The organism is Enterobacter sp. DTU_2021_1002640_1_SI_PRY_ASU_LCPMC_013 (assembly GCF_032389435.1).
Taxonomy (GTDB): domain Bacteria; phylum Pseudomonadota; class Gammaproteobacteria; order Enterobacterales; family Enterobacteriaceae; genus Enterobacter; species Enterobacter hormaechei_C.
In genome coordinates, this window is record NZ_CP135594.1 from 452,112 (window position 1) to 470,746 (window position 18,635).

Annotated in this window: 22 protein-coding genes; 15 read left to right on the top strand and 7 right to left on the bottom strand. The window is 55.3% G+C overall.

Annotation, left to right across the window (positions count from 1 at the left end):
- Positions 1–7: 7 nt before the first annotated feature.
- The gene (locus tag RS584_RS02180) at positions 8–1,630 is read left to right on the top strand and encodes an isovaleryl-CoA dehydrogenase (RefSeq protein WP_315748859.1); all 1,623 of its coding nucleotides are present in this window, start codon (positions 8–10) and stop codon (positions 1,628–1,630) included.
- Here RS584_RS02180 and RS584_RS02185 read toward each other — a convergent pair.
- The 3 genes from RS584_RS02185 to bsmA form a co-directional block, all read right to left on the bottom strand.
- Entirely contained in the window at positions 1,627–3,558 is a 1,932-nt protein-coding gene (locus tag RS584_RS02185) for a methyl-accepting chemotaxis protein (RefSeq protein WP_315748861.1), read from the bottom strand. The two genes, RS584_RS02180 and RS584_RS02185, sit on opposite strands and share 4 nt — an antisense overlap.
- 170 nt (positions 3,559–3,728) lie before the next feature.
- Complete coding sequence (gene yjfN, locus RS584_RS02190) at positions 3,729–4,004, bottom strand: DUF1471 family protease activator YjfN (protein WP_003856009.1); 276 nt, start codon at positions 4,002–4,004, stop codon at positions 3,729–3,731.
- 148 nt (positions 4,005–4,152) lie between these two features.
- Positions 4,153–4,482 carry a biofilm peroxide resistance protein BsmA gene (gene bsmA / locus RS584_RS02195; protein ID WP_193042253.1) on the bottom strand — a complete coding sequence of 110 codons (330 nt, stop codon included), beginning with the start codon at positions 4,480–4,482 and terminating at the stop codon, positions 4,153–4,155.
- Between the two features lie 137 nt (positions 4,483–4,619).
- On the opposite strand from bsmA, the gene yjfP reads away from it, so the two are divergent.
- On the top strand, positions 4,620–5,342 hold the full coding sequence (gene yjfP / locus RS584_RS02200; protein WP_193042254.1) for an esterase: 723 nt from the start codon (positions 4,620–4,622) through the stop codon (positions 5,340–5,342).
- On the opposite strand, the gene ulaR is transcribed toward yjfP, so the two are convergent.
- Together ulaR and ulaG are read right to left on the bottom strand one after the other, a co-directional pair.
- Complete coding sequence (gene ulaR / locus RS584_RS02205) at positions 5,339–6,094, bottom strand: HTH-type transcriptional regulator UlaR (RefSeq protein ID WP_003856014.1); 756 nt, start codon at positions 6,092–6,094, stop codon at positions 5,339–5,341. The genes yjfP and ulaR overlap by 4 nt on opposite strands.
- A 110-nt stretch (positions 6,095–6,204) precedes the next feature.
- A complete protein-coding gene (gene ulaG, locus RS584_RS02210) occupies positions 6,205–7,269 on the bottom strand; it encodes an L-ascorbate 6-phosphate lactonase (RefSeq protein ID WP_006810379.1) in 1,065 nt (354 codons plus the stop codon).
- Positions 7,270–7,628: 359 nt separating this feature from the next.
- On the opposite strand from ulaG, the gene ulaA reads away from it, so the two are divergent.
- The 6 genes from ulaA to RS584_RS02240 are packed head-to-tail and all read left to right on the top strand — an operon-like array spanning position 7,629 to position 12,036.
- Positions 7,629–9,029 (top strand): PTS ascorbate transporter subunit IIC, encoded by a 1,401-nt coding sequence (gene ulaA / locus RS584_RS02215; protein ID WP_315748862.1) that lies wholly within the window; start codon positions 7,629–7,631, stop codon positions 9,027–9,029.
- A 12-nt stretch (positions 9,030–9,041) separates the two neighbouring features.
- Positions 9,042–9,347, top strand: coding sequence for a PTS ascorbate transporter subunit IIB (gene ulaB / locus RS584_RS02220; RefSeq protein WP_003856022.1), 306 nt, complete (start codon positions 9,042–9,044; stop codon positions 9,345–9,347).
- 9 nt (positions 9,348–9,356) lie between these two features.
- Entirely contained in the window at positions 9,357–9,824 is a 468-nt protein-coding gene (gene ulaC / locus RS584_RS02225; RefSeq protein WP_193042256.1) for a PTS ascorbate transporter subunit IIA, read from the top strand.
- A gap of 12 nt (positions 9,825–9,836) precedes the next feature.
- The gene (gene ulaD, locus RS584_RS02230; protein ID WP_017694667.1) at positions 9,837–10,487 is read left to right on the top strand and encodes a 3-keto-L-gulonate-6-phosphate decarboxylase UlaD; all 651 of its coding nucleotides are present in this window, start codon (positions 9,837–9,839) and stop codon (positions 10,485–10,487) included.
- 9 nt (positions 10,488–10,496) lie between these two features.
- On the top strand, positions 10,497–11,357 hold the full coding sequence (locus RS584_RS02235) for an L-ribulose-5-phosphate 3-epimerase (protein ID WP_315748863.1): 861 nt from the start codon (positions 10,497–10,499) through the stop codon (positions 11,355–11,357).
- Positions 11,350–12,036: an L-ribulose-5-phosphate 4-epimerase gene (locus tag RS584_RS02240; RefSeq protein WP_017383945.1), complete on the top strand. Its 687-nt coding sequence runs from the start codon at positions 11,350–11,352 to the stop codon at positions 12,034–12,036. Before RS584_RS02235 ends, RS584_RS02240 begins: the two co-directional genes overlap by 8 nt.
- Before the next feature lie 135 nt (positions 12,037–12,171).
- On the opposite strand, the gene yjfY is transcribed toward RS584_RS02240, so the two are convergent.
- Positions 12,172–12,447, bottom strand: coding sequence for a DUF1471 family protein YjfY (yjfY, locus tag RS584_RS02245; RefSeq protein WP_017383944.1), 276 nt, complete (start codon positions 12,445–12,447; stop codon positions 12,172–12,174).
- Between the two features lie 340 nt (positions 12,448–12,787).
- Here yjfY and rpsF point away from each other — a divergent pair, with 340 nt between their 5' ends.
- The 5 genes from rpsF to RS584_RS02270 all read left to right on the top strand — a co-directional run bounded on the left by rpsF (position 12,788) and on the right by RS584_RS02270 (position 15,310).
- Complete coding sequence (rpsF, locus tag RS584_RS02250; RefSeq protein ID WP_003856034.1) at positions 12,788–13,183, top strand: 30S ribosomal protein S6; 396 nt, start codon at positions 12,788–12,790, stop codon at positions 13,181–13,183.
- A 6-nt stretch (positions 13,184–13,189) separates the two neighbouring features.
- Complete coding sequence (gene priB, locus RS584_RS02255) at positions 13,190–13,504, top strand: primosomal replication protein N (RefSeq protein ID WP_003856035.1); 315 nt, start codon at positions 13,190–13,192, stop codon at positions 13,502–13,504.
- A 4-nt stretch (positions 13,505–13,508) separates the two neighbouring features.
- Positions 13,509–13,736, top strand: coding sequence for a 30S ribosomal protein S18 (gene rpsR, locus RS584_RS02260; protein ID WP_000135199.1), 228 nt, complete (start codon positions 13,509–13,511; stop codon positions 13,734–13,736).
- A gap of 41 nt (positions 13,737–13,777) precedes the next feature.
- The gene (gene rplI, locus RS584_RS02265; protein ID WP_006810372.1) at positions 13,778–14,227 is read left to right on the top strand and encodes a 50S ribosomal protein L9; all 450 of its coding nucleotides are present in this window, start codon (positions 13,778–13,780) and stop codon (positions 14,225–14,227) included.
- Positions 14,228–14,380: 153 nt separating this feature from the next.
- On the top strand, positions 14,381–15,310 hold the full coding sequence (locus RS584_RS02270; RefSeq protein WP_017383942.1) for a DMT family transporter: 930 nt from the start codon (positions 14,381–14,383) through the stop codon (positions 15,308–15,310).
- 46 nt (positions 15,311–15,356) lie between these two features.
- On the opposite strand, the gene RS584_RS02275 is transcribed toward RS584_RS02270, so the two are convergent.
- On the bottom strand, positions 15,357–15,995 hold the full coding sequence (locus tag RS584_RS02275; RefSeq protein WP_015572481.1) for an OapA family protein: 639 nt from the start codon (positions 15,993–15,995) through the stop codon (positions 15,357–15,359).
- 231 nt (positions 15,996–16,226) lie between these two features.
- On the opposite strand from RS584_RS02275, the gene fklB reads away from it, so the two are divergent.
- Together fklB and cycA are read left to right on the top strand one after the other, a co-directional pair.
- Positions 16,227–16,847 (top strand): FKBP-type peptidyl-prolyl cis-trans isomerase, encoded by a 621-nt coding sequence (fklB, locus tag RS584_RS02280; RefSeq protein ID WP_008502892.1) that lies wholly within the window; start codon positions 16,227–16,229, stop codon positions 16,845–16,847.
- A gap of 314 nt (positions 16,848–17,161) precedes the next feature.
- Positions 17,162–18,571 carry a D-serine/D-alanine/glycine transporter gene (gene cycA, locus RS584_RS02285; protein WP_045336773.1) on the top strand — a complete coding sequence of 470 codons (1,410 nt, stop codon included), beginning with the start codon at positions 17,162–17,164 and terminating at the stop codon, positions 18,569–18,571.
- Positions 18,572–18,635 lie beyond the last annotated feature (64 nt).

Consider the following 18,635-nt stretch of genomic DNA (forward strand, 5'->3'; position numbering starts at 1 on the left):
AGACAGCATGCACTGGCAGACACATACCGTTTTTAATCAACCTGCACCGCTATCGAACAGCAACCTTTTTCTCTCTGATTGCGCCCTGCGCGATGCGGTAGCGCGCGAAGGGGCTGAGTGGGATGTGGATCTTCTTGCCAGCATCGGACAGCAGTTGGGTACGGCGGAGTCGCTGGAGCTGGGCAGGCTGGCGAACGTTAATCCGCCGGAGCTGCTGCGTTATGACGCCACGGGAGCGAGGCTGGATGACGTCCGCTTTCATCCGGCATGGCATCTTCTGATGCAGGGGCTTTGCGCCAACCGGGTGCACAACCTGGCGTGGGAGGAGGAGGCGCGGAAAGGATCGTTCGTCGCCCGGGCCGCGCGTTTTGTGCTGCATGCTCAGGTGGAGGCGGGAACGCTATGCCCGGTGACCATGACCTTTGCGGCCACGCCGCTGTTGCTACAGTCGCTGCCCAAACCGTTTCACGACTGGTTAACGCCGCTGATGAGCGATCGCTACGATCCCCATCTCGCACCGGGGGCGCAAAAGCGCGGCCTGCTGATCGGCATGGGGATGACGGAAAAGCAGGGCGGTTCGGACGTACTCAGTAATACCACCAAAGCAGAGAAATGCCGTGATGGTAGTTACCGGCTGGTGGGGCACAAATGGTTTTTCTCCGTGCCGCAGAGCGATGCGCATCTGGTGCTGGCGCAGGCGAAGGGCGGGCTTTCCTGCTTTTTTGTTCCGCGGTTTTTACCCGACGGGCAACGTAATGCTGTGCGCCTTGAGCGTCTGAAGGACAAGCTCGGTAACCGTTCAAATGCCAGCAGTGAGGCTGAGTTCCTGGATGCTTACGGCTGGCTGCTGGGCGAAGAGGGTGAAGGTGTCCGGCAAATTCTGAAGATGGGCGGGCTGACGCGCTTTGACTGCGCGCTTGGCAGTCACGGACTGATGCGCCGTGCGCTCTCGGTGGCGCTTTATCATGCCCATCAGCGGCAGACCTTCGGCAAAAATCTGATCGACCAGCCGTTAATGCGCGACGTGCTAAGCCGTATGGCGCTGGTGCTGGAGGGACACACGGCACTGCTGTTCCGCCTCGCCCGGGCGTGGGATAACCGCACCGACCCGCAGGAGGCCGCATGGGCGCGGCTATTCACTCCGGCGGCAAAATACAGCGTTTGCAAAGCGGGCATACCGTTTGTGGCAGAGGCAATGGAGGTGCTGGGCGGCGCAGGCTATTGCGAAGAGAGTGAGCTTCCACGGTTGTACCGTGAAATGCCCGTCAACAGCATCTGGGAAGGCTCTGGCAATATTATGTGCCTGGATGTACTGCGCGTGCTGGCGAAGCAGTCGGGCATTCTCGACCTGCTCGCCGATGATTTCGCGCAGGTCAAAGGCCAGGACAGGCATTTCGATCGCAGCTGGCGGCAGCTACAGCAGAAGCTGCGTAAACCGCAGGAAGCGCAGGGCAGGGAGATCGCGCGGCAGCTCTTTTTACTCGGGGCCGGAAGTCAGATGCTGCGGCACGCATCGCCGCCCGTGGCGCAGGCGTGGTGCCGCATGATGCTGGATACCCGAGGCGGCACGCTGATGAGCGAACAGGTGCAAACCGACCTGCTGCTGCGCGCCACCGGCCGGGTCGGTTAAGCCTTCAGCTGGAACAGGCTCACCAGCCGGGTGAGGTGTGAACCCTTCTCGCGCAGCGTCTGTGCCGTCTGCTCGCTGCGCGAGATGCGATCGGCATTGATGTGCGATGCCTCACCGATGTGCGTCATCGCCAGATTCACCTGACCAATCCCCGCAGACTGCTCGCGGGAGGCGTGGTTGATCTCGGTGACAAGCTGGCTGATGTTATCGATATGAATAATGATGGCATCCATCGCCAGACGCGTCTGCTCAGACAGCGCATGGCCTTCGCTCACCTTGTTCAGCGTGTCGCCAATCAGCTGTTCAATCTCTTTTACCGCGTTGGCGCTGCGTGCGGCCAGGGCGCGCACCTCTTGCGCCACCACTGCGAAACCTTTCCCGTGCTCGCCCGCCCGCGCCGCTTCAACCGCCGCATTGAGCGCCAGAATATTGGTCTGGAAAGCGATGGACTCAATCACGCGGGTGATGTCTTCAATGCGTTTCGATGCATCACGGATATCATCCATGGTGGAGACTGCGTGGGTCACCGTCTCTCCACCCTGATGCACCGCGCGCGAGGTTTCCCCCACCAGCTGCTGCGTTTGCTCCATGTTGGCGGCATTTTGCTGCACGGTGGCGGCTAATTGCTCCATGCTGGCAGAGGTCTCCTCAACGCTGCTGGCCTGTTTGTTGATCTGTTCAGAGATCTCGCCGGTATCTGAAGCCAGCGCGTTAGTCCCCAGATGGATTTCGCTTGCGGCCTCGCGGACTTGCAACACAATTTTTTGCAGGCCGCCCCCGATCCCGTTGATGGCATCAATCAGCTGGCCGACCTCATCCTGGCGGGTTACCGGCAGGCTGGCGCGCAGATCGCCTGCGGCATACTGCCGGGCAAGCGCGATCACTGCGCGCAGTGGGCGGGTTAGCATCCTGCGAATGAGGATAACGAACAGGCCCGCGAAGAGCGCGGATAGCACCACGCCCGCCATCAGGAAGCGATCGCGCAGCGTGGTGACGCTTGAAAGCAGTACGGCTTTATCCACTTCACCCACGATGGTCCAGTTCCAGCCCGGCAGCGGCGTGTAGGCAACTTTGAGCGTACGGCCATCTGCGCTCACGCGCTCCAGCGTGCCGGCTTTATCACTCAGAAGCTGCTGCTGTGTCGCCGTGTCCCAGTTGGGCAGTTTGCCCTCTTCGCTGGCATGGAACAGATACTGTCCGCGCGTTTTGCCGCTGCTGCGATCCAGTACAAAGAAGTGGCCGCTCTCGCCCAGACGACGGTTAAGGATTTTCTCGCGCATGACGTTCCACGAATGGGTGATGTCCACGCCGACAAAGATAATCCCGATAACCTGGCCTTCCGCATTTTTAACAGGCTGGTACTGCGTGATATAGCGCTTGCCGAACAGCAGCGCGAGGCCACGATAGACCTCCCCTTTGGTGACAGCCGCAAATGCCGGGCTGGTGGTATCAAGAACGGTTCCGATGGCGCGGTCGCCATTCTCTTTGCGCAGCGACGTGGCCACGCGGATAAAATCGTTACCGCTGCGGACAAACAGCGTCGAGATGGCGCCCGTTCGGCTCAGGAAGTCATCAGAAAGCGTATTGTTTTCATGCAACTCCGTTTCGCCGCCTTTCAGCAGAGGAACGGTAAGCCCGTTTATGGTCCGGCTCTGGCTGCTGTCGCTGTTCAGCGGCTGTGGTAAAAAGGTGGTGAACAGACGGGTATAGCTTTCAACCTCTTCGCTCAGGCTGATGTTGAACATCTCTACCATATCCACCATGCCGGTGGACTGGTTATGCAGGTCTTCAACCGCAAGATCTTCAAGCTGCTGGCTGGCGTTGTGGCTCAACAGAAAAGTGAACAGCAAAAAAAGCGTGGCGACACTTGCACCTGTTAGCAGCGATAGCTTCGTGCCCAGACCTGCCCGGCGGAAAAAGGTGATCATAAATTGCTCATTATTGAAAAGTGATGGCTGTTCAACGGCAGAGCGAAGAGAACGTTTATCTGTTTAATGTAACTGAATGTTACATATTTGTTTTTATTGGGTTTAGCGAGAGATAAAAAATTTGCAAAAGTGAAAAGCCACTAAAATTAAGTGGCTTTTATCGGAAGGGATTAGGCATAAAGAATGGCCTGCACGCGCCAGTGATTAACATGGTGATCTTCCTGCATCTGGACGATGCGATACCAGGATGCGCCCTGTTCATCGGCCTTCAGGGCGACGACACGTTCAACGTCTTGCGGACTCCCCGTGATATTATTGACGGAGATCTGACCAATCTCATTCAGGCCCGTGACGCAATCCGCGCTGGCAAATTCGGCCGACTGCGCCGTGGTGCTCAGCAGGCCCGCTGAAAGCAATAGCGTCGTTAAAGCAAGGGTTCGTTTCATCGTCAGCTCCTTTTCACGTGTCTCCGGTATCCGCCGGGCAATCCTTCGCGAATAAACTCATTTCCATTGTTGCTGGCATGGAGTTTATTGTGGACAGGAAAATGTCTACGGACGCAAAGCAGTGTAAAGGTCGTTCAAATGATGATGCTTACTTACGGTACAAAATTCCCTGCGCGTACCACTGTCCCGTAATAATGGTTTCATCAATCATCGTGATGACGTAATAATCTGCTTTTGCGGCAACGGCCTGTGCTTCAATTGCGTCTTCTGCATCATCCGGGGAACCACGAACCATCGCGGATACGGTACCCAGGCGTTGTAATCCTTCCGTCTGATTACGACGAATTTCCTGAGGATGATTGGTAACCGGCGGCGCCGGTTCTGGCGTACCCTGCAATATGGAACATCCGCTGAGCAGTGAGACCAGCAATAAAGCCGTAAGCCTGCGCATAAACCTGTCTCTTTTCCTGATAGCCATAGTGTAGTTGTCTGCGAATTTAGTTTTGGGGGAATGTTCCCGAAGTGTTATCTGGGACGTAGATTTCGAATGAAAATATCGTGAAACCGTAATCCAGCTCTCAACATTATGAATCATTCATCAGCACAGGATCGACAATGATTGAAATTGAAACTCGCCAGCTGAGTGAGCATGAAATCATCCATGCTTTTCCGGCTGGTAAAGGTGAACAGCCGCTGCCGACGGTAGTTTTCTATCATGGCTTTCTCTCCTCGAAGCTGGTCTACAGCTATTTTGCCGTCGCGCTGGCGCAGGCCGGTTTCCGGGTGGTCATGCCTGATGCGCCAAATCATGGGGCACGCTTTACGGGCGATGAGCAGGCACGGCTGGGGCTGTTCTGGCAAACGCTGCACGGCAATCTGACCGAGTTCGCCGGGCTGCGTGACGCGCTCTTGCAGGCCGGGCTGGTGGAGGGAAAACGGCTGGCGGTCGCAGGCGCATCAATGGGCGGAATGACGGCGCTGGGGATCATGGCCAGGCATCCGGAGGTGACGTCCGTGGCTTGCCTGATGGGATCGGGCTACTTTACATCACTGGCAAAGACGCTGTTCCCGCCGCAGGCCCCTCAGGAGATTGAGGCCCTGTTGTCTGAATGGGACGTAAGCCATGCGCTTTCGCAGTTGGCCGAGCGTCCGCTGCTGCTGTGGCATGGGGACGCCGATGACGTCGTACCTCCCGGTGAAACGTTCCGCCTGCAACAGGCGCTACAGCGTGAAGGGCTGGACAGCAATCTGACCTGCCTGTGGGGAGCAGGTGTCCGGCACCGTATTACCCCGGCCGCGCTGGAGTCAACCGTGGAATTCTTCCGTCAGCACCTTTAAACGCGCAGCACTGTGACACCCTGATCCTCCAGCTTGCTGAGGATCTCGGGGTTGGCGTTTTTGCCGGTGATCACCATGCTGATTTGCTCGGCGCGGCTGAAAAGCATGCCGGCGCGTTCACCGACCTTGCTGCTGTCGACCAGCACCACCAGTTTGCCCACTACGTTAAGCATGTTCTGTTCTGCCATTGCGGTGAGCATATCGGTTTTATACAGGCCATCCGCCGTCAGACCTTTGCCGCTGGTAAACATCCAGTGCCCGGCGTAGAGGCTGTTTTCACTGTCCTGCGGGCTCAGGGTGATGGACTGGCTCTTGTTATACTGGCCGCCCATGATCACCACGCTTTCATGTTCCTGGTCAATGAGATAGTTGGCCAGCGGCAAATAGTTGGTGATGATTTGCACCGGCTTGCCGCACATCTCACGGCCCAGCAGAAACGCCGTCGAACCGCAGTTGATCACCACGCTTTCTCCAGGATTTACCAGCTGTGATGCCGCTCTGGCAATCCGCACCTTTTCATCGTGATTCTGCGCCTGGTGGATGTTCATCGGCGTCCAGCGTGGACGCTGCTGGCTGATGGCCTCTGCGCCGTTGCGGACTTTTTTCAGCTTGCCGCTCTCATCCAGCTTGTTAATGTCCCGCCGCGCGGTAGCGGGGGAGATCCCTAAACGTTCGATCACTTTCTCGACGGTGATAAACCCTGTTTGCGCCAGGAGTTCCAGTAAAATTTGATGCCGTTGCGCTTCCGTCATGAGCTATTCCGATAAGAATTGATTTGAAAAGATGATATTTGAAATAGCGTGAAATTACTAAGATAAATATGACATCGCCAGACGCAAGGTCTGGCGATTGGGTCTTAGAATCAGAGGAAGGATTTGAACGGCAGATCGGGTTCAATCGTAAAGCAATCATCGAAACCACGCGGGTAGTGGTACTCAAGATTGTCTTTATCCAGCGGCCAGGTGAACTTGCCGCCAACCTGCCAGATGAACGGCTTGAAGCCATACTTGAGGCGGTCTTTTTTCATCTCCCACAGGACGCGGATCTCTTGCGGATCGGCCTGGAAGTTTGACCAGATATCGTGGTGGAACGGGATCACCACTTTGGTGTTCAGCGCTTCGGCCATACGCAGCATGTCTGCGCTGGTCATTTTGTCGGTGATCCCGCGCGGGTTTTCACCGTAAGAGCCAAGCGCCACGTCAATCTGATGCTCGTTACCGTGCTTCGCGTAATAGTTGGAGTAGTGGGAGTCACCGCTGTGATACAGGGAACCGCCAGGCGTTTTGAACAGGTAGTTCACCGCGCGCTCATCCATCCCGTCTGGCAGTACGCCTGCGGCTTTCTGGTCGGCAGGCAGGGTGATCAGCGCGGTACGGTCAAAGGCATCCAGCGCGTGTATTTCAATGTCTTTGATTTTCACTACGTCGCCCGGCTTCATCACGATGCAGCGCTCTTTTGGCACGCCCCAGCCAATCCACAAATCTACGCAGGTCTGCGGCCCAATAAACGGTACGTCGTCCGCGCAGTTTTGCATTACCGCTGCCGCCACGTTCACGTCGATATGATCGTTGTGATCGTGGGTAGAGAGTACGGCGTCGATCTGACGAATGGCAAAAGGATCCAGCACGAAAGGCGTGGTGCGCAGGTTCGGCTGGAGCTTTTCAACGCCGGCCATACGCTGCATCTGGTGGCCTTTTTTCATCAGTGGATTGCCGTGGCTCTGTTTGCCGGTGCCGCACCAGAAATCAACACAAATGTTGGCGCCGCCTTCTGATTTCAGCCAGATCCCGGTGCAGCCCAGCCACCACATCGCAAATGTGCCAGGAGCAACCTGTTCCTGCTCGATCTCTTCGTTCAGCCAGCTACCCCACTCCGGAAAGGTACTCAGAATCCATGATTCACGGGTGATGGTTTTCACTTTACTCATCGTTTGACTCCTGGTTTTAATCAAAAGTAATCATTCTGTGACTTCTTGTGATTAATGCTGGCACTGTTTGAATCGATTTGCAATGGTTGATTTGCGGAAAATTCCCCTCGCCACATCACAGAAAAAACATCATGACGTTGTTAAGATAACCGCTATAAATGATTAATATATTGAAATTTAAGAATTTATTTATTGAGTTAGATTGGTAGTGAAAATCATTACTAACACCATGGAAATAAATTGCGTGATCCGTCACAAATAATCAAATGCAATCTTGTGATGATTATTTGTGATTAATAGAGTGATGACACCAACCACACAGGGATTGCCCCTCGTGTTCTCATTTTCTGGAGAGAGTTATGGAGATCCTCTACAACGTCTTTACCGTTTTCTTTAATCAGGTAATGACCAACGCCCCGCTGTTGCTGGGTATCGTGACGTGCCTGGGGTACATCCTGCTGCGCAAAAGCGTCAGCGTGATTATCAAAGGCACCATCAAAACCATCATTGGTTTTATGCTGTTGCAGGCGGGTTCTGGCATTCTGACCAGCACGTTTAAGCCGGTTGTTGCCAAAATGTCAGAGGTGTACGGCATTAACGGCGCCATCTCTGACACTTACGCGTCCATGATGGCCACCATCGATCGTATGGGGGATGCGTACAGCTGGGTTGGGTATGCGGTACTGCTCGCGCTGGCGCTGAACATCATTTACGTGCTCCTGCGCCGCATCACCGGTATTCGCACCATCATGCTCACCGGGCACATCATGTTCCAGCAGGCGGGGCTGATTGCCGTTTCTCTCTATATCTTCGGCTACCCAATGTGGACCACCGTCATCTGCACGGCAATACTGGTCTCGCTTTACTGGGGCATCACCTCCAACATGATGTATAAGCCAACGCAGGACGTTACGGACGGCTGCGGCTTCTCCATCGGTCACCAGCAGCAGTTCGCCTCCTGGATTGCTTACAAAGTTGCGCCGTACCTGGGCAAAAAAGAGGAGAGTGTTGAAGACCTCAAATTGCCTGGCTGGCTGAATATCTTCCACGACAACATCGTCTCCACGGCAATTGTGATGACCATCTTCTTCGGTGCCATCCTGCTCTCCTTTGGCATTGACGTGGTGCAGGCGATGGCGGGTAAAACCCACTGGACGGTCTATATCCTGCAAACCGGTTTCTCCTTCGCGGTGGCCATTTTCATCATCACCCAGGGCGTGCGTATGTTCGTCGCCGAACTGTCGGAAGCGTTTAACGGCATCTCCCAGCGCCTGATCCCTGGCGCGGTGCTGGCGATTGACTGTGCGGCTATCTATAGCTTTGCGCCAAACGCCGTCGTCTGGGGCTTTATGTGGGGCACCATCGGCCAGCTGATTGCGGTCGGCATCCTGGTGGGCTGTGGCTCCTCAATCCTGATTATTCCTGGCTTTATCCCGATGTTCTTCTCCAACGCCACTATCGGCGTGTTTGCTAACCACTTCGGCGGATGGCGCGCAGCGCTCAAGATCTGCCTGGTGATGGGCATGATTGAAATCTTCGGGTGCGTGTGGGCGGTCAAGCTCACCGGCATGAGCGCCTGGATGGGCATGGCGGACTGGTCAATTCTGGCGCCGCCGATGATGCAGGGCTTTGCGTCCGTCGGGCTGGTCTTTATGGCCGTCATCATCCTGATTGCCCTGGCTTATATGTTCTTCGCTGGCCGTTCGCTGCGGGCTGAAGAAGATGCAGAAAAACAAACAGCAGAAATGTCTGCTCATTAAGGAGTTTCGATTATGACCGTACGTATCCTGGCTGTGTGTGGCAATGGGCAAGGTAGCTCCATGATCATGAAGATGAAAGTGGACCAGTTTTTAACCCAGTCAAACATTGACCACACGGTGAACAGCTGCGCAGTGGGTGAATACAAAAGTGAACTGAACGGCGCGGACATCATCATCGCCTCAACGCACATTGCCGGCGAGATTAGCGTGTCGGGCAACAAATACGTGGTAGGCGTACGCAACATGCTGTCGCCTGCGGATTTCGGACCAAAGCTGCTGGAAGTGATCAAAGAACACTTCCCACAAGACGTGAAGTAAGGATGCCACATGAAACTACGTGATTCGCTGGCAGAGAATAACTCCATCCTTTTACAGGCCGAAGCCAGCACCTGGCAGGAAGCGGTGAAGCTGGGCGTGGACCTGCTGGTTAAGGCGGACGTTGTCGAGCCGCATTATTACCAGGCCATTCTGGATGGCGTGGCGCAGTTTGGACCCTATTTTGTGATTGCCCCGGGGCTGGCAATGCCGCATGGCCGTCCCGAAGAGGGCGTCAAGAAAACCGGTTTTGCGCTGGTGACGTTGAAAAAACCACTGGTGTTCAACCACGAAGATAACGACCCGGTCGACATTTTGATCACCATGGCGGCTGTCGATGCCAACACCCACCAGGAGGTGGGGATCATGCAGATCGTCAATCTGTTTGATGATGAAGCTAATTTTGAACGTTTACGCGCCTGTTGTACCGCGCAGGACGTGCTGGATTTAATTGATAACGCCACTGCGGCGGCCGTTTAAGAGGAATTGAAAATGTCATTACCAATGTTGCAGGTCGCGCTGGATAACCAGACTCTGTCTCATGCTTACGAAACCACCCGTCTGATTGCGGAAGAAGTGGACATCATCGAAGTCGGCACCATTCTGTGCGTGGGCGAAGGCGTTCGTGCGGTTCGTGACCTGAAGGCGCTCTATCCGCATAAAATCGTGCTGGCGGATGCCAAAATCGCCGACGCGGGCAAAATCCTCTCTCGCATGTGCTTTGAAGCCAATGCCGACTGGGTCACCGTGATCTGCTGTGCGGATATTAACACCGCGAAAGGCGCGCTGGACGTGGCGAAAGAGTTCAACGGCGACGTGCAGATTGAACTGACTGGTTTCTGGACCTGGGAGCAGGCGCAGGAGTGGCGCGAAGCGGGTATCCAGCAGGTGGTTTATCACCGTAGCCGTGATGCGCAGGCCGCAGGCGTGGCGTGGGGCGAAGCCGATATCAGCGCGATCAAACGTCTGGCCGATATGGGCTTCAAAGTGACCGTCACCGGTGGCCTGGCGCTGGAGGATCTGCCGCTGTTCCAGGGTATCCCGATTCACGTCTTTATTGCCGGTCGTAGCATTCGCGATGCCGCGTCTCCGGTGGAAGCCGCGCGTCAGTTCAAACGCTCAATCGCTCAGCTTTGGGGTTAAGGAGCGGGTATGTTGTCAAAACAGGTCCCGCTTGGCATCTATGAAAAGGCACTCCCTGCGGGGGAGTGCTGGCTGGAGCGGTTACAGCTGGCGAAGCAGCTGGGTTTCGATTTTGTCGAAATGTCTGTGGATGAGACGGACGAGCGTCTTTCTCGCCTGGACTGGTGCCGCGAGCAGCGTCTGGCGCTGGTGAGCGCCATTGCCGAAACCGGCGTGCGCGTGCCATCCATGTGCCTGAGCGCTCATCGTCGTTTTCCGCTTGGCAGCGAAGATGATGCCGTACGCGCCGAAGGGCTGGAGATCATGCGTAAAGCCATTCGCTTTGCACAGGATGTCGGCATCCGCGTGATCCAACTGGCGGGTTATGATGTTTACTATCAGGAAGCCAACGATGAAACGCGCCGTCGTTTCCGGGAGGGCCTGAAAGAGAGCGTTGAGATGGCAAGCCGTGCGCAGGTGACGCTGGCGATGGAGATCATGGATTATCCGTTGATGAACTCCATCAGCAAGGCGCTGGGCTATGCGCACTATCTGAACAACCCCTGGTTCCAGCTTTATCCGGATATCGGCAACCTGTCGGCATGGGATAACGACGTACAGATGGAGCTTCAGGCGGGCATCGGGCATATCGTGGCGGTGCACGTTAAAGATACCCGTCCTGGCGTGTTTAAAAACGTACCGTTCGGCACCGGGGTGGTGGATTTCGAACGGTGCTTCCAGACGCTCAAACAGACAGGTTATTGCGGGCCTTACCTGATTGAGATGTGGAGCGAAACCGCGGACGACCCGGCGGCAGAAGTGGCGAAAGCCCGGGACTGGGTGCGCGAGCGCATGGCGCGGGCAGGGCTGATGGAGGCGGAACATGCTTAAGCTGAAACAGCAGGTCTTTGAAGCCAATATGGATCTCCCGCGCTATGGACTGGTGACGTTTACCTGGGGCAACGTAAGCGCCATCGATCGCGAGCAGGGGCTAGTGGTGATTAAGCCGAGCGGCGTGGCCTATGACGCCATGAAAGCGGACGATATGGTGGTGGTTGACCTGGAAGGACACGTCGTTGAAGGCAAATGGCGCCCTTCTTCAGATACGGCAACCCACCTGGCGCTGTATCAGCGTTACCCGTCTCTGGGTGGCGTTGTGCATACCCATTCCACGCACGCCACCGCCTGGGCACAGGCCGGGCTGGCGATCCCTGCTTTGGGTACGACGCACGCAGATTACTTCTTCGGCGATATTCCCTGCACGCGAGCGTTAACGCAGGCTGAGGTCGAAGGCGAGTACGAACTTAACACCGGCAGGGTCATTATCGAAACGCTGGGTGAGACGGAACCACTGCATACGCCGGGTATTGTGGTGTACCAGCATGGTCCGTTCTCCTGGGGTAAAGATGCGCATGACGCCGTGCATAACGCGGTGGTGATGGAAGAGGTGGCTCGAATGGCGTGGATTGCGCGCGGCATTAACCCACAGCTTCAGGGCATTGATGATTACCTGATGAACAAGCATTTCATGCGCAAGCACGGCCCGAATGCTTACTACGGGCAGAAGTGAATAAGTGCTCTGGAATACCGAAACAGTTGTAACCGGTGGTATTCCGGAGCCATTCATAAAAAAAGCCCCCGGGCAGGGGGCAAATTATATATGGCTTTGATTTTCGTTGGCTTTCCTGGTGCTAGCGATAAAGCGTTACTGGTAAATATCCGCACTGGCGTGCATATTACCGTTGCTGCCGGGCTCACGTGTCAGCATGACGTGATAGTATTTTGCGCCCTGCGCATCGGTTTCTTCATTAAGCGCCTGATCTGCTTCACTTTCAGTGGCGAAGTTATGATTGATGTAAATAACGCCTAAGCTCTGCACATCATCCATGTTTCTGGCCTGTTGGCTGTCTATTCTGATGGCTGCCATCGCGTTTGCACTGAGCAAAAGCGCAGCCAAAATGGCGATTGCGATTCTTTTCATGATATGCGCTCCACGACTGCATGCTGTGATACGGGGTAATGTTCTCCTTCTCTGTTCAGTGTCTCTGATTAAAGTGTAATCGCTACCCGGGTTGCGATGGGTGACCATTTCTGATGGTGTTGTTCAAAAAAACAGCGCTTCTGATGAGTGCGATTTTAAATCACCCACTTAGAACAGCTTTACCCTTTGTGCGAATTATTTGCGCAATCAGCTTGAGTTTCCTGGGGGGCGCAAGTATTATGACGCGTCAATTTTTCAGCCGACCTTTAACACGTTCCTTGCCTCCCCGGGCCTCGGCTGACCCAGACAGGAGGCTGAATAATCCGTAAGGAGCAATTCGATGCGTCATTACGAAATCGTTTTTATGGTCCACCCTGACCAGAGCGAACAGGTTCCGGGCATGATCGAGCGTTACTCTGCTGCCATCACTGGTGCAGAAGGCACGATCCACCGTCTGGAAGACTGGGGCCGCCGTCAGCTGGCTTACCCGATCAACAAACTGCACAAAGCACACTACGTTCTGATGAACGTTGAAGCTCCGCAGGAAGTGATCGATGAGCTGGAAACTACCTTCCGCTTCAACGATGCCGTTATCCGCAGCATGGTTATGCGTACCAAACACGCAGTGACCGAAGCATCTCCGATGGTTAAAGCGAAAGACGAGCGCCGTGAGCGTCGCGATGATTTCGCAAACGAAACCGCAGATGATTCTGATGCTGGGGATTCTGAAGAGTAATTTCTGATGACCAACCGTCTGGTGTTGTCCGGCACCGTGTGCAGGACCCCCCTTCGAAAGGTCAGCCCATCAGGAATTCCGCATTGCCAGTTCGTGCTTGAGCATCGTTCTGTGCAAGAGGAAGCCGGGTTTCACCGGCAGGCGTGGTGCCAAATGCCCGTGATTATTAGCGGACACGAAAACCAGGCCATTACTCACAGTTTAACGGTCGGTAGCGCAGTAATCGTTCAGGGGTTCATTTCTTGCCACAAGGCAAAGAACGGCCTGAGCAAAATGGTTCTGCATGCCGAGCAGATTGATTTGATAGATTCTGGAGACTAGCCATATGGCACGTTATTTCCGTCGTCGCAAGTTCTGCCGTTTCACCGCGGAAGGCGTTCAAGAGATCGACTATAAAGATATCGCAACGCTGAAAAACTACATCACCGAAAGCGGTAAGATTGTCCCAAGCCGTATCACCGGTACTCGTGCAAAATATCAGCGTCAGCTGGCTCGCGCTATCAAACGCGCTCGCTACCTGTCTCTGCTGCCGTACACTGATCGTCATCAGTAATCGGGCACGGTCCATTAATACGACTTTAAGAGGATAAGGTAATGCAAGTTATTCTGCTTGATAAAGTAGCAAACCTGGGCAGCCTGGGTGATCAGGTAAACGTTAAAGCGGGTTACGCTCGTAACTTCCTGGTTCCACAGGGTAAAGCTGTTCCAGCTACTAAGAAAAACGTAGAGTTTTTCGAAGCACGTCGTGCTGAACTGGAAGCCAAACTGGCTGACGTTCTGGCGGCTGCTAACGCTCGCGCTGAAGCAATCAACGCACTGGGCACCGTTACTATCGCGTCTAAAGCTGGCGACGAAGGTAAACTGTTCGGTTCCATCGGTACCCGCGATATCGCTGATGCAGTTACTGCGGCAGGCGTTAAAGTGGCTAAGAGCGAAGTTCGTATGCCGAACGGCGTTCTGCGTACCACTGGTGAGCACGAAGTTGACTTCCAGGTTCACAGCGAAGTGTTCGCTAAACTGGTTGTTAACGTAGTAGCTGAGTAATTTTTTTACTCTGCTCGCGTCGAAGCGCCGGCCTTGTGCCGGCGTTTTGCTTTTTAGCGTGACCCTGCGTCATCTTTTGCTCTTGTAAGGTCGCTATTCCTGACGCATTCTCTGATAATAAATTGAAACGCAATTTTATTTATGAGATTTGTCATGGATACTGCTCTGCCCACGCCCGTCTTTGCCCGTCGCAATGTGGCCTATGCCTGCGCCACGCTCTGCTGTCTGCTTTGGGGAAGCTCGTACCCGGCCATTAAAAGTGGCTACGAACTCTTTCAGATCGCGACCGATGATATCCCCTCCAAAGTCGTCTTTGCCGGATACCGTTTTCTGTTTGCCGGCGCGTTGCTGCTGCTTTTTGCCCTGGCCCAGCGAAAACCGATTGGCAGGCTCACGCCCACGCAGTTTGGCCAGCTCACGATCCTCGGACTGACCCAGACCTCCCTCCAGTACACCTTCTTTTATATCGGCCTGGCCTACACGACCGGGGTGAACGGCTCCATCATGAATGCCACCGGGACCTTCTTCAGCGTGCTGCTGGCGCACTTTATCTACCACAACGACAAACTCAGCTATAACAAAACGCTGGGGTGTGTTCTGGGCTTTGCCGGGGTGATGCTGGTGAACTTCCACAGCGGGTTAAGTGAGTTCCAGTTTGTCTGGAAAGGTGACGGATTTGTGGTGCTGGCCGCCTTTATTCTCTCTGCGGCCACGCTTTACGGGAAACGCATTTCCCAGACCGTTGACCCGACGGTGATGACTGGCTGGCAGCTGGGGATAGGCGGGGCGGCACTGGTTGCGGGAGGCTATGCCACGGGCGGGACGCTGGAGGTGCACAGCATGAAAGCCGTCGCCGTGCTGGGGTATCTGACGCTGCTCTCATCCGTGGCGTTCGCCCTGTGGAGCGCGCTGCTGAAAGTAAACCGCGTGAGTATGATTGCCCCGTTCAACTTTGTCATACCTGTAGCAGGGACGGTGCTCTCGGCCATCTTCCTCGGCGAAAACATTCTGGACATCAAATACGCGATTGCGCTGGTGCTGGTCTGCTCGGGGATCTGGTGGGTGAATAAACGGCGTGCCTGAGAACACAAGTGCCGGGCGGCGGCTTCGCCTTACCCGGCCTGGGTCATTAACGTGCTCTGATGAAACTGCCGTCCGGCTGGCGGGTAAACAGTACCTGCTGCCCGTTTCCGGTATCGATCGTTAACCCGGTCACCACCCCGCTGGCATTCTGGCGGATCTGCACCATCTGACCATTTTGCAGGTTGCTGAGCGGTTTGCCAGCCCCCTCGACTTGCGCCATGGCATACACATCCGTTGCTGGCAGATTGTGGTCGCGGAACAGCTGGGCAAGAGTTTTCCCTGGCTCTACGCGATACGAACGCCACTGCTGCTCAATGCCGGTGGGCTGTTGCGCCTGTGGCTCTGAAGGGGCGGCGGCCTGCTCCTGATCTTCCTGAACAGGTTCAGGTTCAACCGGCGCAACCTGGCCCGGATCGTTAGACGGTGTGACCAGCTGCGTCTGCATCGGCTGTGAATCAGGCTGCGGCTGGCTTTGCGACTGGATATCCAGCTCTGCATTCCGGCTGACCGGCGCGGTATCAACGTTGTCACTGCCGGAAGGAAGCAGGAAGCCGATGACAATCAGCAACGCGCCGATAATAATGCCTCTGCGGTGCAAAGGCGGCAGCGGGTCCATGATGCGAAAGTTATCCGGCGCATGCCAGATTTTCGCCAGGGTAGGTTTCAGTTCAAATCGCCCGGGCATGGCTCTCCTCCTGCTCCGCGTCTTTTTATCCTGTCCTGAGAAGTGTAGTTTGCTAACTGCCTGATGGGCGTAACAAAGCCAGCTTTCGTGACATATATTAGGGAAAATCCTGACGGCTACTATTGTTTCCGTTTCGTCGCAGTTTGTCACCTTTACTTAAGACAAAGTTTTACCCATAAGGGCATGGCTGATATGCTGCCCGCTACTTTAAATGTGATGGAAGGAAAACCCATGACCACCCCGACTTTTGACACTATCGAAGCGCAGGCAAGCTACGGCATCGGCTTGCAGGTAGGACAGCAGCTGAGCGAATCCGGCCTGGAAGGTCTGTTACCGGAAGCGCTGGTGGCGGGTATCGCTGACGCGCTGGAAGGCAAGCAGCCCGCTGTGCCGGTTGACGTTGTGCACCGTGCGCTGCGTGAAATCCACGAACGTGCTGACGCCGTACGTCGCGCGCGTTTCGAAGAGATGGCGGCAGAAGGCGTGAAATATCTGGAAGAGAACCGTGAGCGTGAAGGCGTGAACAGCACCGAGTCCGGCTTGCAGTTCCGCGTAATCAATCAGGGTGATGGCGCAATCCCGGCGCGTACCGACCACGTTCGCGTACACTACACCGGTAAGCTGATCGACGGTACCGTGTTCGACAGCTCCGTCGCGCGTGGCGAACCGGCTGAGTTCCCGGTCAACGGCGTTATCGCAGGCTGGATCGAAGCCCTGACCCTGATGCCAGTAGGTTCCAAATGGGAACTGACTATCCCGCACAACCTGGCTTACGGCGAGCGTGGCGCTGGCGCGTCCATTCCGCCATTCAGCACCCTGGTGTTTGAAGTCGAGCTGCTGGAAATCCTGTAATCGGTTTTTCTTATTTTCCTCTCTCCGATCGGGGAGAGGAAAATAGCGATAAAACCCGGAGTTACGACGGAATCAACATTTTGTATTGCAAACGAAACTGTTACGTGTATTTTTGTGAGCTGTTTCGCGCTGTATGAGTGATATGACACTCACTTTCAACATATTATTAACATAATATTCAAATCATAGTATTCATCCCGCCGATTCTTACCTACTATCGATTAGTCCTTACACAGGGGCCGTCATTTATTTGGCGTAAATAAAGGCCAGAAGAGCCTTAACAACACAGACAGGCATAAACAGGAAAATATCACATGGTAGATCAGGTCAAAGTCGCCGCCGCAGAAGAGGCGACGTCTGAACAGTCGCTACGGCGAAATCTCACGAACCGTCACATTCAGCTTATTGCCATTGGTGGAGCCATCGGCACCGGGCTGTTTATGGGCTCGGGCAAAACCATCAGTCTTGCCGGCCCGTCGATCATCTTCGTTTATATGATCATCGGTTTTATGCTCTTTTTCGTGATGCGTGCAATGGGTGAATTGCTGCTCTCGAATCTCGAATACAAATCCTTCAGCGACTTCGCGTCAGACCTGCTCGGCCCGTGGGCGGGCTATTTTACCGGCTGGACCTACTGGTTCTGCTGGGTGGTTACCGGCATGGCGGATGTTGTCGCTATTACGGCCTACGCCCAATTCTGGTTCCCCGGCCTGTCGGACTGGGTGGCTTCGCTGGCGGTGATTGTTCTGCTGCTGAGCCTGAACCTCGCCACCGTTAAAATGTTCGGTGAGATGGAGTTCTGGTTCGCGATGATCAAAATTGTCGCCATCATCGCGCTGATTGTCGTCGGGCTGGTGATGGTGCTGACGCACTTCCAGTCGCCAACCGGCGTACAGGCCTCGTTTGCCCATCTGTGGAATGACGGCGGCTGGTTCCCTAAAGGCATCAGCGGCTTCTTTGCCGGCTTCCAGATTGCGGTGTTTGCGTTTGTCGGGATTGAGCTGGTGGGCACCACGGCGGCGGAAACCAAAGATCCGGAGAAATCCCTGCCGCGCGCGATCAACTCCATTCCGCTGCGTATCATCATGTTCTACGTGTTCGCGCTGATCGTCATTATGTCCGTGACGCCATGGAGCTCGGTGGTGCCAACCAAGAGCCCGTTCGTCGAGCTGTTCGTGCTGGTGGGGCTGCCTGCTGCCGCGAGCCTGATTAACTTCGTGGTGCTGACCTCTGCGGCCTCTTCCGCGAACAGCGGCGTCTTCTCCACCAGCCGTATGCTGTTCGGCCTGGCGCAGGAGGGCGTTGCTCCGAGCGCGTTTGCCAAACTGTCTAAACGCGCGGTACCGGCGAAAGGGCTGACCTTCTCCTGCATCTGTCTGCTGGGTGGTGTGGTGATGCTCTACGTCAACCCGAGCGTAATCGGCGCGTTCACCATGATCACCACGGTGTCGGCGATCCTGTTTATGTTCGTCTGGACCATCATCCTCTGCTCGTACCTGGTGTACCGCAAGCAGCGTCCACACCTGCACGAGAAGTCGATCTACAAGATGCCGCTGGGCAAGCTGATGTGCTGGGTGTGCATGGCGTTCTTCGTCTTCGTGCTGGTGCTGCTGACGCTGGAAGAAGATACCCGGCAGGCGCTGATCGTCACGCCGCTGTGGTTTATCGCGCTGGGGCTGGGCTGGCTGTTTATCGGTAAGAAACGTATGGCGGGCATGCGCTAAGCGTGTTGCCGGGTGGCGCTGACGCTTACCCGGCCTACGTTCGCGGATGTTATAGGCCCGGTAA

Excerpts from the sequence above, each read along its gene's own strand:
- RS584_RS02235 (WP_315748863.1), top strand. The coding sequence starts at position 10,497 with ATGTTGTCAAAACAGGTCCCGCTTGGCATCTATGAAAAGGCACTCCCT.
- yjfN (WP_003856009.1), bottom strand. The coding sequence starts at position 4,004 with ATGAAACGAACCCTTGCTTTAACGACGCTATTGCTTTCAGCGGGCCTG.
- yjfP (WP_193042254.1), top strand. The coding sequence starts at position 4,620 with ATGATTGAAATTGAAACTCGCCAGCTGAGTGAGCATGAAATCATCCAT.
- ulaG (WP_006810379.1), bottom strand. The coding sequence starts at position 7,269 with ATGAGTAAAGTGAAAACCATCACCCGTGAATCATGGATTCTGAGTACC.
- ulaC (WP_193042256.1), top strand. The coding sequence starts at position 9,357 with ATGAAACTACGTGATTCGCTGGCAGAGAATAACTCCATCCTTTTACAG.
- rpsR (WP_000135199.1), top strand. The coding sequence starts at position 13,509 with ATGGCACGTTATTTCCGTCGTCGCAAGTTCTGCCGTTTCACCGCGGAA.
- bsmA (WP_193042253.1), bottom strand. The coding sequence starts at position 4,482 with ATGGCTATCAGGAAAAGAGACAGGTTTATGCGCAGGCTTACGGCTTTA.
- RS584_RS02270 (WP_017383942.1), top strand. The coding sequence starts at position 14,381 with ATGGATACTGCTCTGCCCACGCCCGTCTTTGCCCGTCGCAATGTGGCC.
- cycA (WP_045336773.1), top strand. The coding sequence starts at position 17,162 with ATGGTAGATCAGGTCAAAGTCGCCGCCGCAGAAGAGGCGACGTCTGAA.
- ulaD (WP_017694667.1), top strand. The coding sequence starts at position 9,837 with ATGTCATTACCAATGTTGCAGGTCGCGCTGGATAACCAGACTCTGTCT.
- rpsF (WP_003856034.1), top strand. The coding sequence starts at position 12,788 with ATGCGTCATTACGAAATCGTTTTTATGGTCCACCCTGACCAGAGCGAA.
- ulaB (WP_003856022.1), top strand. The coding sequence starts at position 9,042 with ATGACCGTACGTATCCTGGCTGTGTGTGGCAATGGGCAAGGTAGCTCC.
- RS584_RS02180 (WP_315748859.1), top strand. The coding sequence starts at position 8 with ATGCACTGGCAGACACATACCGTTTTTAATCAACCTGCACCGCTATCG.
- RS584_RS02275 (WP_015572481.1), bottom strand. The coding sequence starts at position 15,995 with ATGCCCGGGCGATTTGAACTGAAACCTACCCTGGCGAAAATCTGGCAT.
- priB (WP_003856035.1), top strand. The coding sequence starts at position 13,190 with ATGACCAACCGTCTGGTGTTGTCCGGCACCGTGTGCAGGACCCCCCTT.
- RS584_RS02185 (WP_315748861.1), bottom strand. The coding sequence starts at position 3,558 with ATGATCACCTTTTTCCGCCGGGCAGGTCTGGGCACGAAGCTATCGCTG.
- RS584_RS02240 (WP_017383945.1), top strand. The coding sequence starts at position 11,350 with ATGCTTAAGCTGAAACAGCAGGTCTTTGAAGCCAATATGGATCTCCCG.
- ulaA (WP_315748862.1), top strand. The coding sequence starts at position 7,629 with ATGGAGATCCTCTACAACGTCTTTACCGTTTTCTTTAATCAGGTAATG.
- ulaR (WP_003856014.1), bottom strand. The coding sequence starts at position 6,094 with ATGACGGAAGCGCAACGGCATCAAATTTTACTGGAACTCCTGGCGCAA.
- rplI (WP_006810372.1), top strand. The coding sequence starts at position 13,778 with ATGCAAGTTATTCTGCTTGATAAAGTAGCAAACCTGGGCAGCCTGGGT.
- fklB (WP_008502892.1), top strand. The coding sequence starts at position 16,227 with ATGACCACCCCGACTTTTGACACTATCGAAGCGCAGGCAAGCTACGGC.
- yjfY (WP_017383944.1), bottom strand. The coding sequence starts at position 12,447 with ATGAAAAGAATCGCAATCGCCATTTTGGCTGCGCTTTTGCTCAGTGCA.